The sequence below is a fragment of the Streptomyces sp. NPDC024687 genome, from assembly GCF_055559055.1.
Genome location: NZ_JBVHLJ010000001.1, coordinates 788,032 through 814,219 on the forward strand (window position 1 = coordinate 788,032; position 26,188 = coordinate 814,219).

Consider the following 26,188-nt stretch of genomic DNA (forward strand, 5'->3'; position numbering starts at 1 on the left):
GGCGTAAGCGGTTCTCGGCCAGGCCGTCGGCAGGGCCGCGTCCAGGTGAATGTCACGGTGAGGTGCCCATCTGTTGCGTTCCGCGATGATTTCGTCCGTGCGAGTCGCTCAACGTGACACTCACGTCACGGAACTTGCGCCTGGCCTGGGCACAAGGCATGGCAAGACTGGCAAGATTGGATGTCGCGCGTGAGATCAGCGCGCTCCGATTGCTGCCGAGCGAGGGAACGAGAGCCGGATGCCCACCAGCGAGCTCTTCCTGAAGGATGTCATCGACATCAAGGAAGACGTCCATGCCGGCGATTTCAAGGTCGAGCTGTCCGGTGGGTTCACCGAAACCGATGCCCGCGTCGCGGAGTACGTGGTCACCGAGCAGCTACAAGGGGCCTTCCGGAGCGCGCTCGGGCTGGTCGGGGCGGCGGTCAGGTCGGGGAACTCGCACGCCGCCTACCTGCACGGATCGTTCGGTGCCGGTAAGAGCCACTTCCTGACCGTGCTGCACGCCGTCCTGAACAACAACGCGGCGGCCCGCTCCAAGCCCCGGTTGCAGGAGGTCATCGCTGAGCACGACGACTGGCTGCGCGACAGCCGGTTCCTCATGGTGCCGTACCACCTCGTTGGCTCCACGGACCTCGATTCGGCCATCCTCGGCGGGTACGTGCACGCGGTGCGCTCCCAGCACTCGGACAAGCCGACCCCCGCCGTCTACCGGGCCGACTCCGCGCTCGTGGACGCGCGCAGGCAGCGGGAGTTCCTCGCTGACGACGCGAAGTTCGTGCAGTGGCTCGGGGACGGGGCCGCCGCGGTGGCTCCAGGCGGTGGTGCCGTCGGCGCGGACGGCGATGACGACGACCTCGACCTGCTCGACGCGGACGACGCGGCCCCGGCGGCGGGCAGCTGGACCTCCGCCGACCTGAACCGTGCCTTCGACGCGCCCGCCGGAGACCCGTACCGCGAGGCGCTCGTGTCCGCGCTGCTCTCCGGGCCCATGGCTGCGTACGCGCAGGGCGCCCGCGGCGACAAGGACGCCTTCGTGCCGCTGGAGAACGGGCTGTCCGTCATTTCCCGGCACGCCAAGTCCCTCAACTACGACGGCATCGTGCTGTTCCTCGACGAGTTGATCCTGTGGCTCCAGGCGCACATGGGCGAGCAGGACTTCGTGCGCGACCAGGTGCAGCGGCTGGTCAAGCTGATCGAGTCCGGGGACACCGACCGGCCTGTGCCGATCGTGTCCTTCATCTCGCGTCAGCGTGACCTGTCGCAGCTCATCGGCTCCGACGTGGCAGGCGCCGAGGTGCAGAACCTGGAGCAGCAGATCGAGTATCTGGCCGGACGCGTTGACGTCGTGAACCTGGAGGACAGCAACCTCGTCGAGATCATCAAGCGCCGTGTGCTGGAGCCGAAGCCCGGGATGGAGTCGGCCCGCGACGAGGCGTTCACGCTCGTCGAGTCGTCCAAGGACGAGGTCCGGCAGGTGCTGCTCGACGCCCACGGGCGGACCTCGGCGACCTGGGACGACTTCCGCACCCTGTACCCGCTGTCACCCGCGCTGCTCAACGTCCTCGTGGACCTCTCCGGAGCGCTCCAGCGGGAACGCACCGGTCTGAAGCTCGTCCAGGAACTGCTACGGCGCCGTCGCGACGACCTGAAGATGGGGGAGCTGATCCCGCTCGGCGACCTGTGGGACGTCATCGCGTCGGGCACCGGCGAGGCGTTCACCGCCAAGCTGCGCCGGGAGTCCGAGATCGCGCACCGCTTCCACGCGCGCGTACGGGCCCATCTACTGGAGAAGTACGGGTCAGTCGACGATCCGCGCTACCGGCGGGACGACCGGCTCGTCAAAACGCTTCTGCTCGGCGCGCTCGCACCCAATGTGCCCGCTCTGGCACGGCTGACCGGCGGACGGCTAGCCGCGCTCAACCACGGCACGATCCGGGCACGGGTGGGATCGGCGGGATCGATCGCGGTGAAGGCGCTGCGGGACCTCCAGGCCCAGGGATTCGGAGAGTTGAGGAGCGAGGGCGACGCCGACCCGGTGTTCCATCTGCACCTGTCCGACCTGGACGTCGAGCCGCTGCTCGAAGAGGTCCAGGGGGTCGCGGACAAGGTCGGGCAGCGGCGGCAGTGGGTCAAGGACCAGCTGTGGGAGGCCTTCGGCATCCGAGACACCCAGGCATTCGTGTGCGAGCGCGAGATCGTCTGGCGGGGCACCAAGCGGACCGCCGAGTTCGTCTTCGGGAACGTGCGCGATCCGCATCTGCCCGACGAGCAGTTCGAACCGCAGATGGACGGCAACATCCGTTTCGTCCTGGACTATCCGTTCGACGAGCCTCAGCGCTCGCCCATTGAGGACGTTCAGCGGATCGAGACCCTGAGGCGGTCAGGTCGGACGGGGAGCACCATCGTCTGGCTGCCCGACTTCTTCTCCGAGCAGCGGGCCCGGCAGCTCGGACGGCTGCTAAAGATCAACTATCTGCTTGAGCGTGACCGGCTCGACGACGTCACCGCCACCCGCTCGACCGAGGAACGGATCCAGATCCGTCACCAACTCAAGGCGCAGAGCGACAACCTCACCACCCAACTCTCCGCCGTTCTGGAGCAGTTGTACGGGATCAGCAAGGCGGAGGCCGCGAACGTCGGAGCCGAGGTCCCGGCGGACCAGCACCTGTGGTCGCTGCGGCCCGGCTTCACGCGGAAGAAGCCCGAGCCCGGAGTCGGCTTCGAGAAGAACCTCTACGCCCTCGCCGACGAGATGTTCGCCGTGCTGTACCCGAAGCACCCCGACTTCGATCCCGCCCTCACCCGCAAGCCGGTCACCCTGCGCGAGCTGAAGACGGCGCTCGAATGGATCGGCCGGGCCATGGAGAGCGGCGAGCGCCGGGTCGTCGTCGACAGCCACCAGCTGGCCATGGTGAAGAAGATCGTGCACCCGCTGGGGTTGGGCGAGGTGTACGACGGTCCGCTGAACGTCAGCCGCGACTGGCGGCTGCGGATCAACCAGAAGGCCGCCGACGGCCACGCCGGGACGGACCTGTCCGTCGAGGACGTCCGTAAGTGGATCGGCCAGCTCGGGTTCACCGGCCTGGAGAAGAACGTCAGCAACCTGATCATCGCGACGTACGCGCTGCTCGACGACCGGACGTGGGTGTACCAGACCTCGCCGCTGCAGCAGGCGCCGGAGCTGGAGCGGATCGGCCCCGGGTACGGTCTGCGTGCCGTCGAAAAGCCGACCGACGAGGAGTTCGCGACCGCGCGTGAACGGGCCGGCAGGATCTTCGGGGTTGCCGTGCCGCCTGCACTCATCGCGCTGAACGTGGCCAAACTCGCCACCGGTGTAAAGGAAGTGGCCGAGAGGCACCGGGACGCCGTGAGCGGGGTCCGGTCCGTGTTGCAGAGGCGGGCCGAGGAGCTGGGACTGCGAGGTCCGCAGGGAGCGGACGCTCCTCGTATGAAGTCCATGAAGGCCGCGGCGGACCTGGTGGCCCGGCTCGCCCGCAGTCACGATACGGCCGTGGTGGTGCGCGAGCTCGCGGCGGTGGCCTACGACGTGACCGACCCGGAGATCGGGGCAGCCCTCAAGCAGGCGCCTGAAGTGCTGGCTGCGCTCGACGACACCAACTGGAAGCTCCTCGACAGCGTGCGCGGCTTCGCCGGGCGGGACGACAGCGTGGGGGACCGGGCGGCGCGGCTGATCCGCGTCGTCGAGGAGACAGCGAACGACCACGAGCAGGCCCGTTCGCTCGTCCCGGTGCTCGACCAGCTCCAGGACCGGGCCCTGGCCCTCATCAACGACGTGGCACGCCTGGCGCAGGTGGCCCAGCCGGTGGCACCGCTAACGCAGCCGACCGTGGACGACGTCAGCCTCACGGAACACGGGCAGCCGGTCGTCCAGTCGGGGTCTGGCGTGACGGAGGGCGCGCCCCAGCGGTCCGACGGTGGCGAACGGACTGCCGACGTACCTGCTCAGGACGTACGACCGGGTGCTCCGCATGTCGTCGAGCCCACTCGACTCGAAGCAACTCTCGCCGCCACAGTCGCCGATGTGGAGGAGGAGATCAGGTCGTACCTCGCCGCCCATCCGGGCACACGCATCCAGGTCACCTGGCGTCCCGTGCCCGCGGACGGCCAAGAGGCCGGTCACTGATGGCCGCTCTGCCCCAGGTGGGCCGCCGCACCATCGAGGCCCTGCTCGCCACGCACGCCTCCGGGCTCGCAGACCGGCGGCTCATCCTGGTACACGGGCGCTACACGACCGGCGCGCCCGAGGAGTTCACCGTGCGGACCGGGGAGGAGACGCGGCGAGTTCGCGTCAGCCATCAGGCGTCCGTCCTGGGCATCCTGGAGGAGTGGACGAAGCACCGGGACAAGGCGGCTGGTGCGGACCTCCTCGTTGTCACCACAGGCGTCGACGACGGCCAGATCGGCTGGGACCTGCGCGGACAGGCGGTACGGCGGCAGACGCTCACGGTGGAGAACGCGGAGATCGTCATGCAGCGCTTCGGCGCCGCCGGACTCGACCCGCGTATGTACGACGAGGGGTGGCTGCTGGAGGCGTTGCTCGACGCCGAGCCCTCGCAGGGCTGGAAGCGTGCGGGCTCCGTCCTGACGCGGGACGCGGCCCTGCGCGCGCTGGTCGTGGCGCGACTCGGGCTGGGCAACGGCGATGTCGAGGCGGGCCCGACGGCAGGAGCCGTCGTCGATCTGGACGCACTTCTCACGTGGTCCCGTACACCCGCGGGGCCCCTTCGCTTCGCGGAGCTGGACAAGATCGAACGGGACGAGCTGAAGAAGTGGCTCGGTGAGACCGCCGGCCCGGCGGCACCGGTTCTGATGTCCCTGGCGGAGACCGGGCGCGGACAGGACGCGATGCCGCTCGGTCTGCTGGGAGCGGTCCTGCGCGATCCGGCAGTGAGCCCGGACGTGGTGCTCGCCGTGGGCGGGCTGTTCGGGCAGGTGATGCCGCGCCGGACCGAGCTGCAGTCCTTCACCGAGGCGGTCGAAGGCGCCCTCATCCGCTGGATCGGTGAGGCTCGGCACAACGCCGAAGCCCGGACCCGGGTCTTTGCCGTCCTCAACCGCGCCGACCAGCTCGCCGAGGGCGCCGGACTCACCACTGCCGTCGAATCCAACCGCTTCCTGCCGTCCAGCTTCACGGCCCAGCTGCGGCACGTGGCGGCAGCGGCCCGCACCTCCCCGGCAGCGGGGGAAGCCGCCCTGGCCGAGCTGAACGCGCACATGCTGGCCCGGCTGAACCCAGAACGCGTCGGCGTGGCCGAGATGGCCGTACGGGTCGCCCGCTGGCTGGCTCTCCCGCGGCCCGCCGTGGCGTCGGTGGCAGCCGGGGTACGGGATCAGGTAGGGGACTGGGGCTGGGTGGACCGGGCGCTTGCGGTGCTGTGGGCCGGAGACCCAGACGGGGACACCGCCACGGGCGAGGACCTCCGTGCCCTGTACGAGGCGGCACGGGAGTGGCGCGAGCGGCTGGACGAGGAGTTCGCGCGGAGGCTGGTGTCCTGGACGCCGAATGCCACCGCTCTCCATCCCGGCGGCTGTCTGGTCGTCGAGAACGTGCTGGCCGAAGCGGTCAGGCCGCTGGCCGGCGAGACGGCTCCGCTCGTCCTGGTGCTGGACGGCATGAGCTGTGCTGTCGCGGCCCAGCTCGGCGAGGAGGTCGAGCGCGAGGGCTGGACCGAGATCGTGCCCAGCGAGGCGGGCTCGGCGGGTGCGCCACAGCGGATGGCCGCGGTGTCCATGCTCCCCTCGGTCACGGAGGTCAGCCGCGCGTCCCTGCTCACCGGTACGGCGGTCAAGGGCGGGCAGACGAAGGAGAGTTCGGGCTTTGCCGCTTTCTGGAGGCAGCGGCGACTCGACGCAATGCTCTTCCACAAGGCCGGGATAGAGGGAGGAGCGGGAAGGTTCCTCTCCGAGGAGATCATGGCCGCACTCGCCTCGGAGGCGGTTGTCGGCGTCGTGCTGAACACCATCGACGACGCCCTGGACAAGGGACAGCAGGGGCGGCGTACCCAGTGGAGCCTGGGTGACGTCACATACCTGCGGGAACTGCTGTCGGCGGCCAAGGGGTACGGGCGCCCGGTCGTGCTCGTCGCAGATCATGGGCATGTGCTGGAGCGCGGTGCGAGTGAAGGACCCGTGGGGGACGAGGGCGAGGGGCCCGGCTCGGCCCGATGGCGTACGGGCGCGGCGAAGGACGGCGAGGTTCAGCTGTCCGGGCCACGCGTACTGGAGGGCGGCGGCACCATCGTCGCGCCCTGGCGGGAGGACATCCGTTACACCGGTCGCCGGGCCGGGTACCACGGAGGAGCCTCGCTCGCGGAGGTCACCGTGCCGCTGCTCGTCCTGGTGCCCGACCGCGACCTGGTGCCGAGGGGATGGGAGGCCCTGCCTCGGGAGCAGGCCGTCCCGCAATGGTGGGCTCCTCACAAGGGCGGGCAGCCCGGGAACGTTGCCATGCAGGAGGCACCGCGGAAGCCGAAGCGGGGGAAGCCGAAGGAGCAGCCGGCCGGCGAAGGTCTCTTCGCGACCGACGACCTCGTGGCACCTGCCGCGGACGGAGCCGCCCCCGCCACCCTGGGCGAGCGAGTGGTCGCGAGCGAGGTGTACGAGGCGCAGAAGGAGTACGTACGCAAGGCCCCCGAGAGCAAGGTCGTGGCGGCCGTCATCGACGCGCTGGCCGGGGCGGGCGGCACCATGTCACCGGCCGCGCTCGCCGGGGCCATCTCGGCGACTGGGCGGGTGCGGCGCAACATCGACGGGTTCATCGCCACCGTGCAGCGGCTGCTCAACATCGAGGGCTATCCCGTCCTGGGCTTCATCGACGCCGGCCACACGGTGAAACTCGATGTGACCCTGCTGCGCGACCAGTTCTTCCCGAAGGAGAAAACGTGACGTCGTCGCCCGACGTGAGCGCGGTCCGGCGGCGGGAAGTCGTCGACGCACTGCGCCGGGGCACCGTGCCGCACTCCGGGCTCGACCTCTTCGCGGTCGGCCTCGACCGGTTCACCAGCGCCCTCGACGAGGATGTGGCCACGGTGGCGAGGGGCGGAGCCGCCTTCCACGCCATCCGTGGCGAGTACGGATCCGGCAAGACCTTCTTCGCACGCTGGCTCGCCGAGCGGGCCAAGCGCGCCGGGCTCGCCACGGCCGAGGTACAGATCTCCGAGACGGAGACACCTCTGCACCGGCTGGAGACGGTGTACCGCCGGCTCACCGAGCGGCTGTCCACGGCGACCCACCAGCCCAGTGCGCTGCGCGCGATCGTCGACTCCTGGTTCTACACGTTGGAGGAGGAGGTCCTCGATAACGGGGACGTGGACGAGGAGGACGAAGCGGCGCTGGGTGAAGCTGTCGACGCGCTGATGGAGCGTCGGCTCGCCGAAGTGGCCCGCACCACACCGGCGTTTGCCGCGGCCCTGCGCGGATACCGGCGCGCGGTCGCGGCCGACGACGCGGCGACTGCGGAAGCCCTCATCGCCTGGCTCGGCGGTCAGAAGTCCGTCGCCGCATCAGCACGCCGGGCCGCCGGGGTACGGGGCGACCTGGACCACTTCGCGGCGCTCGGCTTCCTGCAGGGTCTGCTCACCGTGCTGCGGGACTGCGGCCACCCCGGTCTGCTGCTCGTTCTCGACGAGATCGAGACACTTCAGCGGGTGCGCGGTGACGTACGGGAGAAGGGACTCAACGCACTGCGGCAGCTTCTCGACGAGATCGACGCGGGACGCTTCCCAGGGCTGTTCCTCGTCATCACCGGGACGCCGGCCTTCTACGACGGCCAACAGGGTGCACAGCGGCTTCCGCCGCTCGCGCAGCGGCTGGCGACCGACTTCACCACCGACCCGCGCTTCGACTCCCCGCGAGCGGTCCAACTGCGGCTCGCCGGCTTCGACCTGGAGCGGCTCGGCGAATTGGGCAGGCGCGTGCGCGACCTGTATGCGGGCGCCGCCCGGCATCCGGAACGAGTCGAGCAGCAGGTGGACGACGCGTATCTCATGGAACTCGCCACTGCCGTGACCGGCGGACTCGGGGGCAAGGTCGGGGTCGCGCCCCGCGTCTTCCTGCGCAAACTCGTCGCCGATGTACTCGACCGGGTGGACGAGTTCCAGGACTTCGATCCGCGTAAGCACTACGCGCTCACCATCACGGACGGCGAGCTGACCGAAGTGGAACGCAACGCGGCAGCCGCGCGCGCGGAAGACATCGACTTGGAGATGCCGTGAGCGGGATCGACGATCTCGAACCCGCACTGGTCCACCATGTCGTCAACACGCTCGGCTGGCCCGGACTGCGCCCCCTGCAGGAGGAGGCCATCGGGCCGCTGCTCGCGGGTGACGACGCGATCCTTCTTGCGCCCACTGCCGGAGGCAAGACGGAGGCCGCGTCCTTTCCGCTCCTGTCGAAGATGGTGCAGCAGAAGTGGTCGGGGACGTCCGTCCTCTACGTGTGTCCGCTCAAGGCGCTGCTCAACAACCTGTTGCCCCGGCTGGAGACGTACACCTCGTGGCTCGGGCGCACGGCCGCTCTATGGCACGGGGACGTCACCTCCGGCACGCGGAAGCGAATCCTGGCCGCGCGGCCCGACATCCTGCTCACCACGCCGGAGTCGCTGGAGGCGATGCTGGTGAGCGCGAATGTTGATCACCCGTCCTTCTTCTCCGGGCTGCGCACCGTGGTCGTCGACGAGGTGCACGCCTTCGCCGGAGACGACCGGGGCTGGCATCTGCTGGCCGTCCTGGAGCGGCTACAGCGTGTCGTCGGACGTCCCATCCAGCGAGTCGGACTGTCCGCGACGGTGGGAAACCCGGACGAGCTGCTGCTGTGGCTGCAGGGGTCAGGAGCGGGGAAGCAGCCGTCTGCGGTGGTGGCACCGCACCTGACAAATCCGAAGCCAGAGACATCGGCAGCGGCGTCGCCGGCCCCGGCGGACATCCAGCTCGACTACGTGGGCTCCGTCGACAACGCCGCCACCATGATTGCGGCTCTGCACCGCGGCGAGAAACGGCTCGTCTTCTGCGAGTCCCGCAGGCTCGTCGAGGAACTGGGCGAGAAACTGCGCGCCAAGGGCGTGACCACCTTCCTCTCCCATGCCTCCCTCTCCGTCGACGAACGCCGTCGCGCGGAACAAGCATTCGCCGAGGCCCGTGACTGCGTCATCGTCTCCACGAGCACCCTCGAACTCGGCATCGACGTCGGGGACCTGGACCGGGTCATTCAGATCGACGCCCCGCTCACCGTCGCCTCCTTCCTGCAACGGCTCGGCCGTACAGGACGCAGGTCCGGAACGTCACGCAACTGCCTGTTCCTCGCGCTGGACCGTGATGGACTGCTCGGCGCGGCGGCTCTTCTCATGCAGTGGTCGCGCGGCTGGGTGGAGCCCGTCGTCGCCCCGCCGGAGCCGCGGCACATCGTGGCCCAGCAGCTTCTCGCGCTGTGCCTGCAGGAACCGCAGGTCGGGGACCGTCTCTGGCGGGAGTGGTGGAACGGCCTCGGCCCGTTCGGCCAGTCCGCCGAGCCGATCGTCCGGCACCTGGTCGACAACGGCTACCTGGACCAGGACGGCGGACTCCTGTTCATCGGCCCGGAGGCCGAACGGCGCTTCGGGCACCGGCACTTCATGAACCTCACGGCGGTATTCACCGCGCCTCCGCAGTTCACCGTGCTGCAAGGCCGCAAGGAGATCGGCAGGACGGATCCGAGCCTGCTCACCGAACGGATCGACGGACCACGGCGGTTGCTCCTGGCCGGGCGGAGCTGGCAGGTCACGTACATCGACTGGAAGCGCAAGCGGTGTTTCGTCGAACCCGTCGACGGCGGCGGCAGAGCGAAGTGGAGTGGCGCCGGACTCGACTTCGGCATCTCCTTCGAACTCACGCGCGCAGTACGAGAAGTGCTCCTCGGGGCGAACCCGCCGGTGGACCTCACGGCGCGTGCGGAGAAGTACCTGGCCGAAGCACGGGAGCACTTCATGGAAGAGGTGCATCCAGGAGGCACGGTGATCATTCGTGGCTCGGGTGGATACGTGAGGTGGTGGACATGGGCCGGGCATCGGGCGAACGCCACGCTCGCGGCGACGCTCGCCGAGGTCGCCGTGCCTGCCCAGCAGATCAACGACTGCTGGATCCGCCTGCGTGAGGACCTCAGCCCGAATGATTGGAAAGAGGCTTCGGCCGCTGCCCCAGATCACCTGTGCCTGCCAAAGGTCGACGAGCGGGCGGTCAAAGGACTGAAGTTCGCGGACGCACTGCCACCTAGGCTCGCCGAATCGACGCTGGCGAGGCGGCTGGCGGATCTGCAGTCGGCAGCGCAGGTGCTCTCCGAACCTGTGCGCTTCGTTATGCGCCCATGATGAGTAGCTGGTCCCCGTAGTGCAGTTGCGTCAGGCCCAGAGCGACGGTTGATCACCGCACTCTTTGCCGAGAGCATCCGTATTCGACTCAGCGTACGAGCAGAGCTTCCGGTGACTGCCCCCCAGCATTTGTCATCGCAGGTCGGCCATCGCGTGCGCGAAGCGGGGGACCCTGTTTCACGAGCAGCGTGGCGGGCGGCCACACACCCCCTGCGCTGCGCAGCCAGCTCACGAGAGATGACCACCTCTCGCGCCCGCTGAACTACACGAGCGCCGGCATCTCGGCCCGAGATACCGGATGAATGAGCGACCGCAGCTTCTCGCGGGTCTCCGCGTCTGTCGAGTAGAGGATTGTCCCGACCATTCCCCGGGTCAGCAGCACCTTGTACGTGTTGCGGATGAGCCGGTCGACGTCGTCGTCCGGCGTGGTCTTCGTGAAGGACGGGTCCTTCGACGCCGAGCGGTCCACGACCCAGCGGTCCGTTCGCCAGACCAGGTCGGGGCCGATGATCACGCCGGACCAGTCGTACTCGAATCCCTGCGCGGTGTAGACGCAGCCGACCTGGCCGAAGCCGGCCGGGTCGGTGGCCCAGAGGGGGGCGGGTGGTGCGCCAAGGGCGGAGCGGTCGCCGTAGAGGTTCCAGGGGCGGGACCATTGGCCGATCACGACGTCTTCGGGGAGGGTGGTCATGTGGGGCGTGATCTTCGTGGTCCACTTCCAGCAGTAACCGGCCGACATGCGGGCGCCGTATCCCTCCTCCCGGCGTGCGACGAGGAAGTCCTCCAGCTCTTGCGGGGTTTCGGCGGTCAGTAGTTGCAGCTTGCCGTCGGGCTCCCACTGGCTGGGTGTGCCGCCGTCCAGGCCGAGGAGATCGATGACCCACTTCTCGTACGCGTCGCTCCCACCGCACCTGAACTGGCCGTCCAGTTCCACCACCGTGCAGTCGAGGCCCTCTGCGGCGGCGGCCCGTTCGATCTCCTGTCGGGTCCCCATCTCGCCGGGGCGCACCACTTGGTGCTGGTCGAGCAGGAACACGGGGACCCGGGCCGCGTCGATCAGTTCCGCCACCTGGGGACGTCCGGTGCGGAGTGCGGCCTTGGTGTAGCGATTCGCGGAGGTCTTCCGCAGACGGTGGGCCTCGTCGCAGATCAGCACGTCGAGGTCGTTGGGCTCTGCGTCCATGAAGCTGTTGAAGTACATGAACAGCTGCTGCACTTCACGTTTCTTGTGACCCGCGACCCTGCGCATCGTCTTGGTGAACGACGCGGAGCCGGTCGCGTGCAGCGCGGGTACTCCGCGGCGGAACAGCTCGCCCAGGACTGACAGAGCGATGACGCTCTTGCCTGATCCGGGACCGCCGGTCACCACGATCACCTGCTTATGGTTGCCGCGCTTGGCCTTGCGGACGGCGGACATCACCTTCTCGTACGCCACCCGCTGTTCGGCGATGAGCACGAACTGCTCGCGGTCGCGGATCTCGGCTGCCGCTACCGACATCAGCTGCTTCGACGGCCGTACCTTGGCGTCGAGCAGTACGTCGGCCACGTGCGCGCCGGGCTTCGCGGCGAGCCGCGAGCGCAGGAAGTCGAGGAAGGCGCCGCGCTGTTCCCCGGTGTACATCCGACCGTACTGGTTCTCCTCGACGGTCCTCAGCCCCGCGATCTGGAACTCGGTCGCGTTGTGTAGGAACGCCACGCCGGCCAGCGAGTTGGGCATCCGCTCCAACGCACCGTTGAACGACTGCAGATACTCGCAGTAGCCCCGTACCTGCTCGATCGGGTTGAGGATGGGCTGAGCGTACGCGTCGATCCGGCACAGCAGCGGCTCGTCCTCCTCCGGGTAGGCCGCGCTCCACTGCTTGAGTTCGACGACGACGTACGACGGCTCGCCTGTGGTCGGATGCACGCCGGCGAGTACGGCGTCCGCGCGCTTGCTGGTGAGGGGGAGGCTGTACTCGACGAGGACCTCCACGTCGTCGAGTCCGGCCTCGATGAGTGCATTGACGAGGGCGGGAAGGCTGCGTTCCCAGGACCGTATCTCCGCCTGTGCGGGCCTCCGGCCGTGCTGGTGACGGAAGTTCTCGGTCAGATGCAGCGCCAGCGACCCTTCGAGGATGCGGGCGGCCACGGACGCCGCAGACTCACGGAACAGCAAGAAAATGCCCCCAGGCAGCACGAAGAAGACTCGTGCGGGTGGGGGCATGTCCTCCGATGTCCGCCGCGCGGGCGGATCAGGAAGCCCGTCGGGCCGCTGAGATGGTGCTCGCCATCCTAGGTGAGCGAGTCGATCACGGGGAGGGGACGGTGAAGGGGGCGGTCAGGTGGAGTCTCGCGAACCGCGACCACTTCCTTGCCGATCGCCGTCGGCCGGACGGACCACGCGGAGGCAAACTCCCGGACGAGCAGCAGTCCGAGACCACTGCCCGTCAACTCATCCACCGACCTCTCCACAGAGCGTGCCCGGACCCTGGAGACATCCCGTCCCGCGTCATGGACCCGCAATACAGCCACGTCCCGGTAGATCTCCACCCGCATGCAGTCCGGTCCGCCGGCCGGGTGTCTGAGCGCGTTGCCCACGAGCTCCGAGGCGATCAGGACGGCGTCGTCGACCCGCTCTGGCGTGGCGCAGCTTTCGAGGAACTCTCGTACGTGTCTGCGTGCAAGCCCTGAAGGCTCGGTGTGCCTCCCCGCGCCCGTGCCGCGGCGGTACGCCGCGCCTCCGCCGCTTCGCGCGCCGTCGGACGGTGGACGAACGGCGTGCTGACGGCGTACCGCCGTCGACTGCCCCCGGCCAGGCTCTTCGTCGAGGCGTCGGTCCTCGACGTCTCGGCTCACCTGGCCGGAGGTCGGGCGAATGAGTAACAGCGCGAGGCAGACCGCAGTGACCTGACCTGGTCTGATGGCCGGTCAGCGCCCATTGTCATGTTTGGCTACCGCTACCCCTCCTATCTGAGGATTCGCGAGCGCTCCCGCCGGACCCAGTTGAAACTCGCATGAAACAAGCCCTTGCCCCCGACTTAAAACGACGGTTAGTTTAACCGCCATTCGAAGCCCGACCTGATCACCCGGGCGTCTCCACGGCGTGTGCATGCTTCAAGGAAGGGCAGTGCCATGACGCTTGACAGGGCGCAGTTTTCGCGTCGGGGTTTTCTGGGTCTCGGAGTCGCGGCGGGGGTCATCACGCTCACGGCGTGCGGCTCCGGCGCCGGGTCGAGTGATGACCCGCTGGTGATGACCGTGTGGGGTGGGGAGACCGACCGGGCGACGTACCAGAAGCGCATCAACCTGCTCGTCAAGAAGTACCCCGAGCTGAAGGTCAAGCTCCAGCTGATCCCGTCGGAGTCGTATCCGCAGAAGGTGCAGACGATGATCGCGGGCGGCAACGGCCCGGACATCATGCAGGTCGCGGAGAACGTGAATGTGTACTCCAGCAAGAACCAGCTTCGGCCGCTCGACGACCTCGCCAAGAGCGCGGGGCTGGACCTGACGCAGCGGTTCGGGACGATCGGGTCGCTCTACTCGTACGAGGACAAGCTCTACGCGATACCGGACCGGTCCGGCGCGATGATCGTCTACTACAACAAGACCCTCTTCGAGAAGAAGGGCATCAAGGCTCCTACTGCCGAGTGGACTTGGGACGACACCCTCGATGCCTTCAAGGAGCTGACGGAGAAGGGGAAGACCTGGGGCTACGGCGGCGCCGGCTGGTGGCCGCAGTGGTGGAGCATGGCGTACCAGAACGGTGGCGCCATCATCGACGCCAACGGGAAGCCGACGGCGGACAGTGACGAGGTCGTCGAGGCGCTGCAGTGGGTCGGTGACCTGACCTTCAAGCACGGCGTGGTGCCGACGAAGGCGCAGTACGCCGACATGGGCACGGACGTCGGCGGCGACCAGGCCTTCGCGGCCGGCAAGGTCGCGGTCAACGCCACCGGGTTCTGGGCCATCGCGGGCCAGGCGGAGTCCAAGTTCGAGTGGGACATCGCGCCGATGTGGCGCGGCAAGAAGCAGGCCGTGGCCTCCTTCGGCAGCGGTCTCGCCATCTCCCGTACCGCGAAGAACCCCGACAACGCCTTCAAGGCGATCGACTTCCTCACCTCGCCCGCGACCCAGCAGCAGATCATCGCCGCCGCCGAGGACGTGCCGGCCAACCTCGAGGTGCAGAAGAGCGAGGCGTTCCTCAAGCCCGCCTGGATGAAGTCCGATGTGAACATGGGTGTGTTCGCCGAGTCCAGCGAGTTCCTCTTCAAGGCGCCGTTCATCCCCGAGTGGAACGAGATGCTCGCGGCCATCGACACCGCGACGGCCGACTTCTGGCTCGGCAAGGAGCGCAGCGCCAGGAAGGCGCTCACCGCGCTCCAGAAGAACCTCGAGTCCATCATCAAGTCCGCGGGATGACCGCCCATGGCCATGTCGAGGTTGCGGCGCCGTGAGGCGCTCTGGTTCTACGTCTTCGTCTCACCGTGGGTGATCGGGTTCCTCGCGTTCCTGCTCGGGCCGATGATCTCCTCGATCTACTTCTCGATGACGGACTGGGACTCCTTCACCCCGCCCAAGTGGGTCGGCTTGGACAACTACACCAAGTTGCTGACCGACGATCCCATCTTCTGGAAGGCCCTCGGGAACACCCTCTTCTACGCAGCGGTCTCCGTTCCGCTGGGACTGCTCGTGGGGCTGTGGCTGGCCAATCTGCTCAACAAGCAGGTCCGGGCCCGCAAGTTGTTCCGCACCCTCATCTACCTGCCGACACTCGTCCCCCTGGTCGCCGCGTCACTGGCCTTCCGGGTCGTGCTCGCCCCGTCCGGCCCGCTCAACGACGTCCTCGGGTGGGTCGGGATCAAGGGGCCGCAGTGGCTGCTCGACCCCAGCTGGGTGAAGTTCGCGCTCATCCTGCTGTCGATGTGGGGCGCCGGCAGCGCGACCGTCCTGCTGCTCGCCGCCATGAAGGGCATCCCGCGGGAGTTGTACGAGGCCGCCGAGATCGACGGCGCCGGACCGGTGAGGCAGTTCTGGTCCATCACGGTCCCGCAGTTGACCCCGGTCATTTTCTTCAATCTGGTGATGGGGCTCATCGCGGCCTTCCAGGTCTTCTCGCAGGTGTACATCCTCATGCCGAAGGCCTCCCAGCCCGGCACCTACAACGCCAGCCAGACGATGGTGCCTTACCTCTTCGACCAGGCCTTCTCCTACTACCACATGGGCTACGCCTCGGCGATCTCATGGCTGCTGTTCGCCGTGATCCTGGTGTTCACCCTGCTGGCCTTCCGCACCACCCGCCGCTGGGTGTTCTACGAGACCGAGGTGAAGTGATGGCGACCCTCGCACCCACCGTCGCACCCCAACAGGGCGGCCAGGCCGACAAGGACGAGGAGCCCGAGGGCGGTACGAGTCGCGTTCTCGGCGTCTTCAAGGCGACCCCCTTCACCTACGCGACCCTGATCATCGTCTCGGCGGTGCTGTCCGTGCCGCTGGTGTTCGCCGTGTCGATCGCCCTGTCGACCGACCACACCGTGACCACCAACGCGTTCACGATCTTCCCGCACGAGTTCGAGTGGCGGAACTTCACCAAGGTCTTCGAAGGCGACCTGCCGATGGGCCGGTTCCTCGTCAACTCCCTGATCATCGCGCTCGGTTCGGTCATCGGCCAGATGGTGTCGAGTGGACTCGTGGGCTATGCGTTCGCGCGTCTTCGGGCTCCCGGCAAGAACGTCATGTTCCTCGTCGTCATCGCGACGATGATGATCCCGACACAGATCACGATGATCCCGCAGTTCATCCTGTTCAAGGACCTGGGCTGGGTCAACACCTACCTCCCGCTGATCGTGCCGAACTTCTTCTCCAACGCCTTCAACGTCTTCCTGGTACGGCAGTTCGTCTCCCGCCTGCCCAGCGAGCTCGACGAAGCCGCCATGGTCGACGGGCTCGGATTCTTCGGCATCTACCGGCGCATCATGCTCCCGATGCTGTGGCCCGTGCTGATCGCGATCGGCATCTTCACCCTGACCTACAACTGGGGTGACTTCATGGGGCCGTTGATCTACCTCAACGATGATTCGAAGATGCCGCTGGCGCTGGGCGTGCAGTACATCACCACGACGGCCGTGGCGGGCCAGCCGCCACCGTGGAACCTGGTGATGGTCGGCTCGATCCTGCTCACCCTGCCGATGATCGCCGTCTACTACCTGGGCCAGCGGTACCTGTACGAAATGGACATCAGCGGCGGAAGCGCGGGAGTCAAGTGAGCCACTCAACCATCGCGGGCACCGGCATCGACCTGGATGCGCGCGGCATCCGGATCGAGGGCACCGAGCGTGTCGTGCTGTGCGCGTCCCTGTTCTACTTCCGCCTGCCGCGGGAGCAGTGGCGCGCCCGGCTCGAACAGGTCCGGGACTCGGGATACACCTGCGTGGACGTCTACCTGCCGTGGAACTTCCACGAGTTGGCCCCCGGCCGCTGGTCCTTCGAGGGCCGGCGCGACGTCGCCGCCTTCCTGGACCTCGCGCAGGAGACCGGACTGTACGTCATCGCCCGCCCCGGACCGTACATCTGCTCCGAGTGGGACGGCGGCGCGCTGCCGGCCTGGCTGGGTCTCGATCCCGACCTCCGTGTACGGCAGCACGAGCCGCGCTTCCTCGCCCAGGTCACCGCCTGGTTCGACCAGGTGCTGCCGTTGCTCGCCGAGCGCCAGCACCCGGCCAACGGCCCCGTCATCATGGTGCAGTTGGAGAACGAGCTCGACTTCTTCGACTGCGAGGACCGCGCCGGTTACCTGACCGCCCTGCGCGACCAGGCCCTGCGTCACGGCATCACCGTGCCCCTCATCGCCTGTTCCGGGCAGGGCGACATCGAGGGAGCCACCGGCGACGTCCCTGGAATCATCCCCGCCTGCAACTTCTACCCGGACGACGACTCCCCGGACATCGAGCCCGAAGTCCGTCGATACGCACAGGTGTTGGCCGACCGCGACCTGCCCCTGCTCATCACCGAGACCAACCGCCGTCACCGCACACTGCGGCGGCTCCTGGCGAGCGGCGCCTCGCTGATCGCGCCCTATCTCCAGTCGTCCGGCTGGAACTTCGGGTACACCCCGTCCACCGGGAACTGGGGCGACCCCGCCAACTTCATGAGCCACGGCTACGACTTCGGCGGCTACGTCTCCTCCACCGGCGCCGAACGCCCCGAGTACGCCCAGGCCCAGCTGCTCGCGCGCGTGATCGACACTCTGGGCTCGCGGCTGGCACTCGCCGGCTCGTCCGTGCCCCGCGTACCGGTCACCGCCGACTTCCCGACCAGCTCCTCACCGTCGGCTCGGGACCTCGACGGAGGCGGGCAGCTCATCGCCGTACCGCATCTCGGCACGGCAGGTACGGCACCGGGCACGGCGGTCGTGAACGGCGTACCGGTCGCCGTCGCCGCGGACTCGTGCCCGCTGATGCTGACGGACGTGCCGCTGCGGCCCTGGGGCTACGACGGGACGCTCACTCTGGCCTCCGCGGATCTGGTGGCCGCGTCGGACGGTGTGCTGACGTTCTCCTCCGAGGTGCCGGTCACCGTCGTCCTCGGCGGCAACCGGGTCGAGATCCCGGCTCCGGCGGTCGGCGTGCCCGAGCGGGTGACGGTCGAGGGGCTGACCCTTGTCGCGCTGGCGCCGGGGGACGCCGTACGACTGCGGGCGACGGAGCGCGACGGAACGGTGCGCTTGGCCGACGCGTCGCCCCTGCCGAGTGCGGCGCTGTCCGTCGAGGTACGGGACGTCCGGCGGCGGGCGGCCGGGGCCCACGAGGAGCCGGCCGGGGCCCATGAGCTGCCGCCCGCGCTGGAGGCACTCGGTGTGTATCGGGGGCGGGGACCTACCGAACCACCCTTGAGCTGAAGGGAGTTGACGAACTGCTGCTCGTCGGCGCCGCGGACATCGTCGACCTGTCGGTCGGCGGCCGGGTGCATCCCACGATCGCCGGGTTCGGCGCGGCACAGCGGATCGACGTCCAGGAGGCGGGGGGCCGGGTCAGTGTCGAGGCCGTCGTGGAGATCTGGGGGCACGCGAACTTCGACGACGCGCGGCTTCCGGCTCTCCGGCTCGGCGCGCTGCGCGGGCTCGGCTCGCTGTGGACGGTCCGGGACGTGACGGACGTGTCGGCGCTGTGGACGGTGCACGGCCACTGGGCGGGCCTGCCCGCGCCCGTCCGCGGGCTCGGCGGCTGGAGCAGCACCCGGGTCGGCATCCCCGTCACCTACCGCCGCGAGATCCGGTCGGCCACCGCGTCGGCGCTGCACCTGCGGGGCGTGGTCGAGCCGGTGCGGGTGAGCGTGGACGACGGCGAGCCGCGCACCGTCCACACCGAGGACCCCTGGGTCCTGCTTCCCGCCGGAACCCACCGGGTCTCCGTCACGCTGCCGCACCACCCCAGCGGCGGGGGCCTGCGCGCCGAACTGCTCGGCCTGGAACCGGTGACGGGCTGGACCTGCGCCGTCCAGAACGACGACGTACTGACGAGGTTCGCTGCCGAGGCCGACCCCGCCGACCCCGCCGACCCCGCGGCCCTCGAGCGCTACGACATCCGGCTGCCGCTGGCCCTGGAACCGGGCGAGGAGGCCTGGCTCGACGTCGATCTGTCGCATCTGCCGCCGTCCGACAAGGGCTTCGCGGTGCGGCCGGCCGGGACGCAGATCCGCATGACCGGATGGGCCGCGGGGGAGTGCCTGGGCCGGATCTGGGCCGACGGTCGGCCCGCCTTCTCCGGCGGGGACTCGAACATACTATGGATACCGCCAGGCTGGTCCGGCCTCACCCTGCTGGTGCGGGGCACCGCCGGACCGGGCAATCCGGAGCTCCGCACACTGCGGCTGGAGTATCCAGACGACTGAGGGAGCGCGGTGGCGCGGCACACGGCCCGGGATCTCCGGAGCGAGAACCGTTTCGAGGTTCTGCACGCTTTGTTCGAACTCGGGCCTTCCACCCGGCAGGAGCTCGCCCGGCACACCGGACTCAGCCCGGCGACCGTGGCGACCATCGTCACAGAGTTCCTCTCCGAAGGTGTCCTGTGCGTCGCCACGGTGGAGAACAACACCGGTGGACGGCCGCAGGAGCGGCTCACCATCGACCCCGAGCGCGGCCGCATCGTCGGCGTCGACGTGGCCGAGACGTACGTCGACGCCACGGTGTACGACCTCGAACTCGGCGTGCTCGGGCATGGCGAGGTCGCACTCGACGAGCACCAGAACGACCCCTCGTACGTCGTCGACGGAATCGTCCGCGCGATCGAGGCGGCCGTCGCGGACGGGGGAGTCGAGCAGAAGCGCATCCTCGGCGTCGGGGTCAGCATGCCGGGGCATGTCCATCCCGACGCCGGCGTCTCGGTCTTCGCGCCGAACTGGGACTGGCACGACGTGCGCATCGAGGAACTGCTGGAGAAGGTGCTCCCGGTCCCCGTGTACGTCGACAACCCGCTCAAGGCGGTCGTCCTGTCGGAGATGTGGTTCGGTGTCGGGCGCGTCGTCGACAGCATGGCCGTCGTCAACCTCGGCACCGGCGTCGGCGCGGGCATCGCCATCGACGGGTCACTGATGCGCGGCGCCACCAACAACGCCGGGGAATGGGGCCACACGCTCCTCCGGCTGGACGGCAGACCGTGCCGGTGCGGCCGGCGTGGCTGTGTTGAGGCGTACCTCGGCGCCCCCGGTCTGCGCACGACGCTCGCCGAGATCGACCCGGAGCACCCCACGCTCGGGCAGTCACGGCAGCGCGACTTCGTCGAGGCGGTCGCCGACGGTCTCGCCGCGGGCGACCCTGCGCTGAAGGAACTGGCCCTGCGCACCTCGCGCTACCTCGCGGCGGCTGTCGGCGACCTGGTGAACCTGCTCAACATCCCTAGCGTCACCCTCACCGGCTGGACCTCCACGGCCCTGGCCCGGTGGCTCGTCCCCGCCGTGCGCGCCGAACTCCCCGACCACGTCATGCCGGGTTCCCTTCCGGGCCTCACCGTGGAGCCGTCCCGGGTCCCGGGCAACGCCGTGGCCCTCGGCATGGCAGCCTTCACCCTGCAGCGGTTCCTCACACGGCTGGGGCTGGGCAGCCCGGCGGGTACACGGCCTCGGCCGGACCCGGAGCCGTAGAGGGGGAACCAGGCTTTTCGACGTCCGGGGCGTCCGGGCGTCGGCGCGACGGAAGCGGACACGCCCGAACTCGCAGCCACAGCGACCATCGAGCACGAGCCTCAGTAGCGACAGGTACCTTCGAACGCATCGTCAATGCAGCCCGGCCATGTTCTCCCCGCGTCCAGATCAGCGCACCCGCTCCCACGCATGCAACACCGCCTGGGCATACGCGACGCGGACGTCCAGCCGCTGGGGCTCGTAGTGGTAGACCTTGTTGATTCCCCGGTAGTCCAAAGCCGTGCCGACTCCACCCGTACGCCATTGCGTTCGGGTCGGACCGTCGAGGCTGGTGTCGGTCGTGTCGCCTTCGAACAGCGAGTAGATCAGCATGAAGAGGAAGAAGAGCAGCCAGACCGGAGAGGTCAGGACGTACAGCAGCCAGATGTACCCGCTTCCGACCTTCCCCGTGAAGGCCCGTGGCGCGCCGCTGAGTTGTACGGTCCACCGGACACGGCGGGGCCAGGGGAGGAACCGGCCCGCGCGGCGCGTGATGCGGGCCAGAGGCGTGCCGTCGGCGGCGTACACGTCGTGGACGTCCGGGCCGGCCGGTTGGATCGAGCACATCAGCCCACCCCCGCCTCCGCCGTGGATCCAGAAGGGAATCGGAGACCGGCGACTCCACCGCTCCGTCGTCCGCCGCTCGAAGATCTCCGCCGCGGGGGCGGCCTCACGCTGAGCACCCGTCAACTGGATCGTCGAGCTCATCTCGACATCGCGCTGAGAGCCTGTCGGGACAGGGTTGTTCGCTTTGACCACGAACGTGTAGCGGGTCTGCGGCGACTGCATCGGCGCGGAAAAGGCCGAAGAGGGCTGCTCCTGGGGAGTGGGGTGCATTCTGGTCTCCGGCTCCGGGTGAGATACGGATGCGCTCGATTGATCAGGTCATTCGTACATGCGTAGAGGACGTAGAGGATACGGCCGCCGTTGACGCGGGGCTGGAGGTGCCGACCGGCTCAACCGAAGGGATTTGCGGCAGCTGCGCGGTCGGCGAACTCCCCGGCGGCATGACGCGCCCTGTCGACGCTCTCGTGGAACTTCTCGGACGCGTACTGGACGTCCTCCGTGACAAGACGGGCGCCTTCCGTGTAAAGACCCTTCGCCCCGACCACCGCTTCGTAACCACGTGCCGTCCATGACCTGGGATCGACGTAGTGGGAAACCGTGTTGCCCGCGCTGTCGACCACGGGCCTGACGGAGTCCGCGATCGCTGGAATGCGACCCAGAGGTGTGTTCTCGACCAACGTCGGCATGAGTCGTTGAAACGGCTTGTCCAACAGTCCGGCACCCGCCCGGTACAAGGTGGAGTCCCCGAACTCCTTGGCGACGGCAACCGCAAACCGATCTTTGAGAGTGTCGGCGGTGACGTGAATGGCGTGCGCCTTCGAGCCGAGCTCACCCCAGTTCCTCATCACCCATTTCTCGGCGTCCTCGCCGAGCTTCGCGGTTCCGCCGACACTCTCGACGATGTCACCCGCGCGCTTCCAGGAGTCGGCGGCCTTCACTCCGAAGTCGAGGACGTTCATGGGGATTTTGACGCCGGTGAACGTTCCCTTCGCCACCTTCCCGACGCGCGCCAGGTCACCGAAGGGGATGAAACCGGCGAGGTCGAGACCGATGTCCATCCAGTTGCCCTTTTTGGAGCCGGCCGCCCAGCCGACTCCGTGAAAGGCGAGCGCCCCGCCGTTGAGCACCATGCCGATCGCCTCGAAGGCGATCGCACCGATCACCGTTTCGGAGAAGACGACGGCCAGGACGTCGCACGCGGCGCTGGCGTATCCGAGCCAGTCACCGATCTCGTAGATCGTGTCGGCGTGCTCCTGTATCCATTTCCAGACGTCACCGGCGAGATCCTTGATCTTGTCGCCGAGGCCATCGAGGGCGTCCATGAAGCGGTCGAAGAGGCCCGGTTCGTCAGGGGCGCCCTCGGCGGCCCTGCGAATGGCCTCGGCGGCCGCCCGCGCGGCCTGCTCGTGCTCACTGAGCAGGTCTTGGGCTCTCTTGACTATGGCGTTGAGGTCGCCGGTAGCCTCGTCGACGCGTTTGACAGCGTGGTCGAGCGCCTTCTGGGCGTTGTCCAGGGCGGCCTGTGTGTCGAAGGTCCGGCCCGCCAGCCGGAGGTCCGGGTTGGCCTCTGCCTCCTTGAGCGCACGGCGAGCCTCTTCCGCCTCCCTCTCGTATCGGGCGGCAAGAGTCTGGAAGTCGGTGAGTTGCGTGTGCCAGGTGTTCAGGGCATGCGCGGCCTCGATCAGCGATGCGTGTCCGTCGGCGAGGTACTTCGGCAGTTCCCCGACCTTGCCAGGCCCTCCTCGGTGGTGTCCCTGCCGCCCATGTCATGCGGGCCGCGTAGTCCTGGTCTGCGAAGTAGGCCGGGTGCCGTTCATGGCGCTCCTCCGACCGCCACCGCCGCCCTCCGGTTCATCGTCCGAGGAGTGCGGCGAGGCGGGGAGCCCGGGGCGTAGGCCGACCGGGTGACGGAGTCACACGGCCCCGGGCCCCAGCGAACGCTCCGTCACCCCCTTCAGATGGCGATAGAAGACCTCCCGCGTGTCCGGTGTCAGCGTGCGCAGCGCCACCAGTGCCGTGATCACCACGTCGCACAGCTCGCCCTGCACGTCGTCCCAGGTGTGGCTGACGCCCTTGCGGGGGTTCTGGCCGATCGCCCCGATGACCGCCTCGGAGACCTCGCCGACCTCTTCGGAGAGTTTCAGCATCCGCAGGAGGAGACCCTCGCGGCCGTTCACCGGCTGATCCCTCTCCAGCCAGGTCCACAGGGCGTCGACGGATGTCCACAGGTCCTCGCGGGACGTGCCGTGATCACTCATGCGGAGCAGCTTCCCACGGCCTGCAGTCCCCCTCGCCTACTCCGCGAACAACGCCTCTTCCTCCTCGAACAGCGTCGCCTGTCCGTTGTCGCCCGCACCCTCCTTCTCCCGCAGCCGCCGCCCCCGCGCCCCCACGACCGCCGCGGTCACCAGCCCCGTCGCCGCGAGCGCCACCGGTACCATCCACCCGCGGTTCACCGTGTGGCCGAGCGCGTGGTCCAGGGACAGGCGGCCCGGTCCCGTCACCGCGAGGCCCGCTGCCGTGAGGCCCAGGCTGGCCGCGTACTCGTAGCCGCCGCCGGTGTTGAAGAAGCCGTTGGGGGCGTGTATCGCGGAGGCTCCGGCCATCGCGCCGGCCGCCGCCGCACCCGCCGCCGGGGTTGCCAGACCCAGCGCCAGCAGCGTGCCGCCGCCCGCCTCGGCCAGGCCCGCCGCGGTGGCGCTGGCCTTGCCCGGCGCGTAGCCGACGGACTCCATGAACTGGCCGGTCCCTTCGAGGCCACCCCCGCCGAACCAGCCGAGCAGTTTCTGCGCGCCGTGGGCGGCCAGTACACCCCCGGTTCCCAGCCGGAGCAGCAGCAGGCCCAGATCGCGTCGGTCGTAAGCGCTCACGATGACTCCCAGCAGAAGTGGAAAGAGACCCCCCTCGCGTTTCCACCGTCGCATCGCTCACACCTGCCCGAAAACTCGGGCCGCCGTTCGGGTGGCGGGTGTGGGGGAGCGGTGTGAGTCTGGCTGGCATGACGATTCAGACCGCGAGGCTCAGCGACCCGGCCGTCCGTGCCTTCGTCTCCGCCGTCAACGCCCATGACCGCGAGGCCTTCCGGGCCCTGCTCGCGCCCGGGGCGACCATGGCGGACGACGGCAGCGACCGTGACCTCGACGAGTGGGTCGAGCGGGAGATCTTCTCCTCCCACGGCCATCTCGACGTCGACAACGAGTCCAACGGCGGCCGTTCCCTGCTCGCCCACTACTGCAACGACGCCTGGGGCGAGATGCGCACCCGCTGGGACTTCACGGTCGGGGAGGACGGCAGGATCTCCCGCTTCGAGACCGGCCAGGCATAAGTTTTTCGCCCAGCCCCTTGCGTTCGTGTGCGCTCCAACTCCTAGCGTTCTCACCCATGGAGATCATGGAGACCACACGCACTCTCGGCCGTTCCGGCATCGAGGTCAGCGCGCTCGGCTTCGGGTGCTGGGCGATCGGCGGCGAATGGCAGGACGCCGACGGACAGCCCCTCGGCTGGGGCAAGGTCGACGACGAGGAGTCCGTACGGGCCGTCCGGCGCGCCCTCGACCTCGGCATCACCTTCTTCGACACGGCGGACACCTACGGCGCCGGACACAGTGAGCGGGTGCTCGGAAGGGCGCTGGGCAAGCGGCGGGACGACATCGTCCTCGCCACCAAGTGGGGCAACGTCTTCGACGAGGACACCCGCACCCTCACCGGCTCCGACCACACCCCCGAGTACGCCCGCCGCGCCCTGACCGCCTCCCTGGGACGTCTGGGCACCGACCACATCGACCTGTACCAGCTCCACCTCTCCGACCTCGACCCGGCACTCGCGGCCGAACTCCGTGACCTGTGCGAGGAGTTCGTGAGCGAGGGGCTCATCCGCGCCTACGCCTGGAGCACCGACGACCCGGCCCGGGCCGCGGTGTTCGCGCGAGGGGAGCACTGCACGGCCGTACAGCACGCGCTCAACGTGCTGCAGGACGCGCCCGACATGCTGTCCCTGTGCGAGGAGTTGGACCTGGCCGGCATCAACCGCAGCCCGCTCGCCATGGGGTTGCTGGCCGGCAAGCGCCAAGGGCCGAAGGACGCCGGTGACATCCGCAGCAAGCCCCCGGCCTGGCTCCAGGGCTTCGGTGACGGTACGTCCGCCGACGCGGAGTGGCTGTCCCGGATCGACGCGCTCAAGGAGATCCTGACGAGCGACGGCCGTACGCTCGCGCAGGGCGCCCTGGCCTGGATCTGGGCCCGCAGCCCCCGCACGGTTCCGATTCCCGGCTTCCGGTCGGTGGCCCAGGCCGAGCAGAACGCGGGCGCGATCGAGAAGGGACCGCTCACCGCCGAGCAGGTGACCGAGATCAACAAGCTTCTGGAACGGTGAGCGGCCCCTCCCGGGCGAGCGACTGCTAGCCCTGAGCCAAGGCCTGCTCGGTCAATGTGATCTGCCCCGCCTTGATGGTCGCCAGCCGTGGCGCCCGCCGGGCGATCGACGAGTCATGCGTGACCAGGACGAACGTCAGCCCGTACTCGTGCCACAGCCCTTCCAGCAAGGCCATGATCTCGTCGCGCATCGACTCGTCGAGGTTGCCGGTGGGCTCGTCCGCGAGCAGCACCTTCGGCTTCTTGACCAGCGCCCGCGCGATGGCCACCCGCTGCTGCTGGCCGCCGGACAGCTCGGCGGGCGCGTGGGTGAGCCGTTCGCCGAGGCCGACGGACTTGAGAGCCTCCGCCGCGCGCTCGCGCCGTTCGGCCGGCTTCACGCCGAGCGGCACGAGGGCCGTCTCCACGTTCTCCTGCGCCGTCAGCGTCGGGATGAGGTTGAACGACTGGAAGATGATGCCGACCTTCTCGGCCCGCAGCCGGGTCAGCTTGGCCTCGCTGATTTTCGCGAGGTCGACGCCGTCCAGTTCGACGCTGCCCTCGGTGGGGCGGTCCAGGCCGCCGATCATCTGGAGCAGCGTGGACTTGCCGCCGCCCGTGGGGCCCTGGATGACCAGTTGGTCGCCGTCCTCGATGGTGAGGTTGACGCCGCGCAGTGCCTCGACCGTCTCCTTGCCGCGCGTGTAGCGCTTGGTGACGCCGGTGAGTCTGTACATGAGAGCTCCGTTGCGAATTCCGT

19 protein-coding genes are annotated in these 26,188 nt (G+C 68.8%); 12 read left to right on the top strand and 7 right to left on the bottom strand.

Annotated features, from left to right (window positions below; translation table 11 throughout):
• The first annotated feature begins 238 nt into the window (after nt 1-238).
• From ACZ39I_RS03525 to ACZ39I_RS03540, 4 genes are read left to right on the top strand one after another with little or no spacing between them, the layout of a single operon-like run.
• The gene (locus ACZ39I_RS03525; protein WP_467242454.1) at nt 239-4,144 is read left to right on the top strand and encodes a BREX-2 system ATPase PglY family protein; all 3,906 of its coding nucleotides are present in this window, start codon (nt 239-241) and stop codon (nt 4,142-4,144) included.
• Nucleotides 4,144-6,906, top strand: coding sequence for a BREX-2 system phosphatase PglZ (pglZ, locus tag ACZ39I_RS03530; protein ID WP_467242457.1), 2,763 nt, complete (start codon nt 4,144-4,146; stop codon nt 6,904-6,906). Before ACZ39I_RS03525 ends, pglZ begins: the two co-directional genes overlap by 1 nt.
• Nucleotides 6,903-8,234 (top strand): BREX system ATP-binding protein BrxD, encoded by a 1,332-nt coding sequence (brxD, locus tag ACZ39I_RS03535; RefSeq protein WP_020115996.1) that lies wholly within the window; start codon nt 6,903-6,905, stop codon nt 8,232-8,234. The genes pglZ and brxD overlap by 4 nt, the downstream gene beginning before the upstream one ends.
• Entirely contained in the window at nt 8,231-10,360 is a 2,130-nt protein-coding gene (locus ACZ39I_RS03540) for a DEAD/DEAH box helicase (protein ID WP_467242465.1), read from the top strand. Before brxD ends, ACZ39I_RS03540 begins: the two co-directional genes overlap by 4 nt.
• A 262-nt stretch (nt 10,361-10,622) precedes the next feature.
• On the opposite strand, the gene ACZ39I_RS03545 is transcribed toward ACZ39I_RS03540, so the two are convergent.
• The gene (locus tag ACZ39I_RS03545; protein WP_467242469.1) at nt 10,623-12,563 is read right to left on the bottom strand and encodes a DNA/RNA helicase domain-containing protein; all 1,941 of its coding nucleotides are present in this window, start codon (nt 12,561-12,563) and stop codon (nt 10,623-10,625) included.
• A gap of 68 nt (nt 12,564-12,631) precedes the next feature.
• A complete protein-coding gene (locus tag ACZ39I_RS03550; RefSeq protein WP_467242474.1) occupies nt 12,632-13,195 on the bottom strand; it encodes an ATP-binding protein in 564 nt (187 codons plus the stop codon).
• A gap of 276 nt (nt 13,196-13,471) precedes the next feature.
• Here ACZ39I_RS03550 and ACZ39I_RS03555 point away from each other — a divergent pair, with 276 nt between their 5' ends.
• The 6 genes from ACZ39I_RS03555 (at nt 13,472) to ACZ39I_RS03580 (ending at nt 20,473) form a co-directional block, all read left to right on the top strand.
• The gene (locus ACZ39I_RS03555) at nt 13,472-14,758 is read left to right on the top strand and encodes an ABC transporter substrate-binding protein (RefSeq protein ID WP_467242477.1); all 1,287 of its coding nucleotides are present in this window, start codon (nt 13,472-13,474) and stop codon (nt 14,756-14,758) included.
• A gap of 6 nt (nt 14,759-14,764) precedes the next feature.
• Nucleotides 14,765-15,670, top strand: a complete 906-nt coding sequence (locus ACZ39I_RS03560; protein ID WP_467242480.1) for a carbohydrate ABC transporter permease — start codon at nt 14,765-14,767, stop codon at nt 15,668-15,670.
• Nucleotides 15,670-16,602 (top strand): carbohydrate ABC transporter permease, encoded by a 933-nt coding sequence (locus tag ACZ39I_RS03565; RefSeq protein ID WP_392665385.1) that lies wholly within the window; start codon nt 15,670-15,672, stop codon nt 16,600-16,602. The genes ACZ39I_RS03560 and ACZ39I_RS03565 overlap by 1 nt, the downstream gene beginning before the upstream one ends.
• The gene (locus tag ACZ39I_RS03570; RefSeq protein WP_467242485.1) at nt 16,599-18,233 is read left to right on the top strand and encodes a beta-galactosidase; all 1,635 of its coding nucleotides are present in this window, start codon (nt 16,599-16,601) and stop codon (nt 18,231-18,233) included. Before ACZ39I_RS03565 ends, ACZ39I_RS03570 begins: the two co-directional genes overlap by 4 nt.
• Before the next feature lie 65 nt (nt 18,234-18,298).
• Nucleotides 18,299-19,225 (top strand): hypothetical protein, encoded by a 927-nt coding sequence (locus ACZ39I_RS03575; RefSeq protein ID WP_467242488.1) that lies wholly within the window; start codon nt 18,299-18,301, stop codon nt 19,223-19,225.
• Between the two features lie 9 nt (nt 19,226-19,234).
• Entirely contained in the window at nt 19,235-20,473 is a 1,239-nt protein-coding gene (locus ACZ39I_RS03580) for an ROK family transcriptional regulator (RefSeq protein WP_467242490.1), read from the top strand.
• 168 nt (nt 20,474-20,641) lie between these two features.
• Here the strand turns inward: ACZ39I_RS03580 and ACZ39I_RS03585 are convergent, their stop codons facing one another.
• From ACZ39I_RS03585 to ACZ39I_RS03600, 4 genes are all read right to left on the bottom strand, one after another.
• Nucleotides 20,642-21,220: a hypothetical protein gene (locus tag ACZ39I_RS03585; RefSeq protein WP_467242493.1), complete on the bottom strand. Its 579-nt coding sequence runs from the start codon at nt 21,218-21,220 to the stop codon at nt 20,642-20,644.
• Nucleotides 21,221-21,468: 248 nt separating this feature from the next.
• On the bottom strand, nt 21,469-22,401 hold the full coding sequence (locus ACZ39I_RS03590; RefSeq protein ID WP_467242496.1) for a hypothetical protein: 933 nt from the start codon (nt 22,399-22,401) through the stop codon (nt 21,469-21,471).
• 591 nt (nt 22,402-22,992) lie between these two features.
• On the bottom strand, nt 22,993-23,337 hold the full coding sequence (locus ACZ39I_RS03595) for a MazG-like family protein (protein ID WP_467242499.1): 345 nt from the start codon (nt 23,335-23,337) through the stop codon (nt 22,993-22,995).
• Between the two features lie 36 nt (nt 23,338-23,373).
• Nucleotides 23,374-23,949, bottom strand: coding sequence for a DoxX family protein (locus ACZ39I_RS03600; protein ID WP_467242501.1), 576 nt, complete (start codon nt 23,947-23,949; stop codon nt 23,374-23,376).
• Nucleotides 23,950-24,077: 128 nt separating this feature from the next.
• Between ACZ39I_RS03600 and ACZ39I_RS03605 the strand changes: the two genes are divergently transcribed.
• Together ACZ39I_RS03605 and ACZ39I_RS03610 are read left to right on the top strand one after the other, a co-directional pair.
• Nucleotides 24,078-24,404: a nuclear transport factor 2 family protein gene (locus ACZ39I_RS03605; protein ID WP_467242504.1), complete on the top strand. Its 327-nt coding sequence runs from the start codon at nt 24,078-24,080 to the stop codon at nt 24,402-24,404.
• 65 nt (nt 24,405-24,469) lie between these two features.
• Complete coding sequence (locus ACZ39I_RS03610; protein WP_467242506.1) at nt 24,470-25,450, top strand: aldo/keto reductase; 981 nt, start codon at nt 24,470-24,472, stop codon at nt 25,448-25,450.
• A gap of 25 nt (nt 25,451-25,475) precedes the next feature.
• Here the strand turns inward: ACZ39I_RS03610 and ACZ39I_RS03615 are convergent, their stop codons facing one another.
• Nucleotides 25,476-26,165, bottom strand: a complete 690-nt coding sequence (locus tag ACZ39I_RS03615; RefSeq protein WP_467242509.1) for an ABC transporter ATP-binding protein — start codon at nt 26,163-26,165, stop codon at nt 25,476-25,478.
• Nucleotides 26,166-26,188 lie beyond the last annotated feature (23 nt).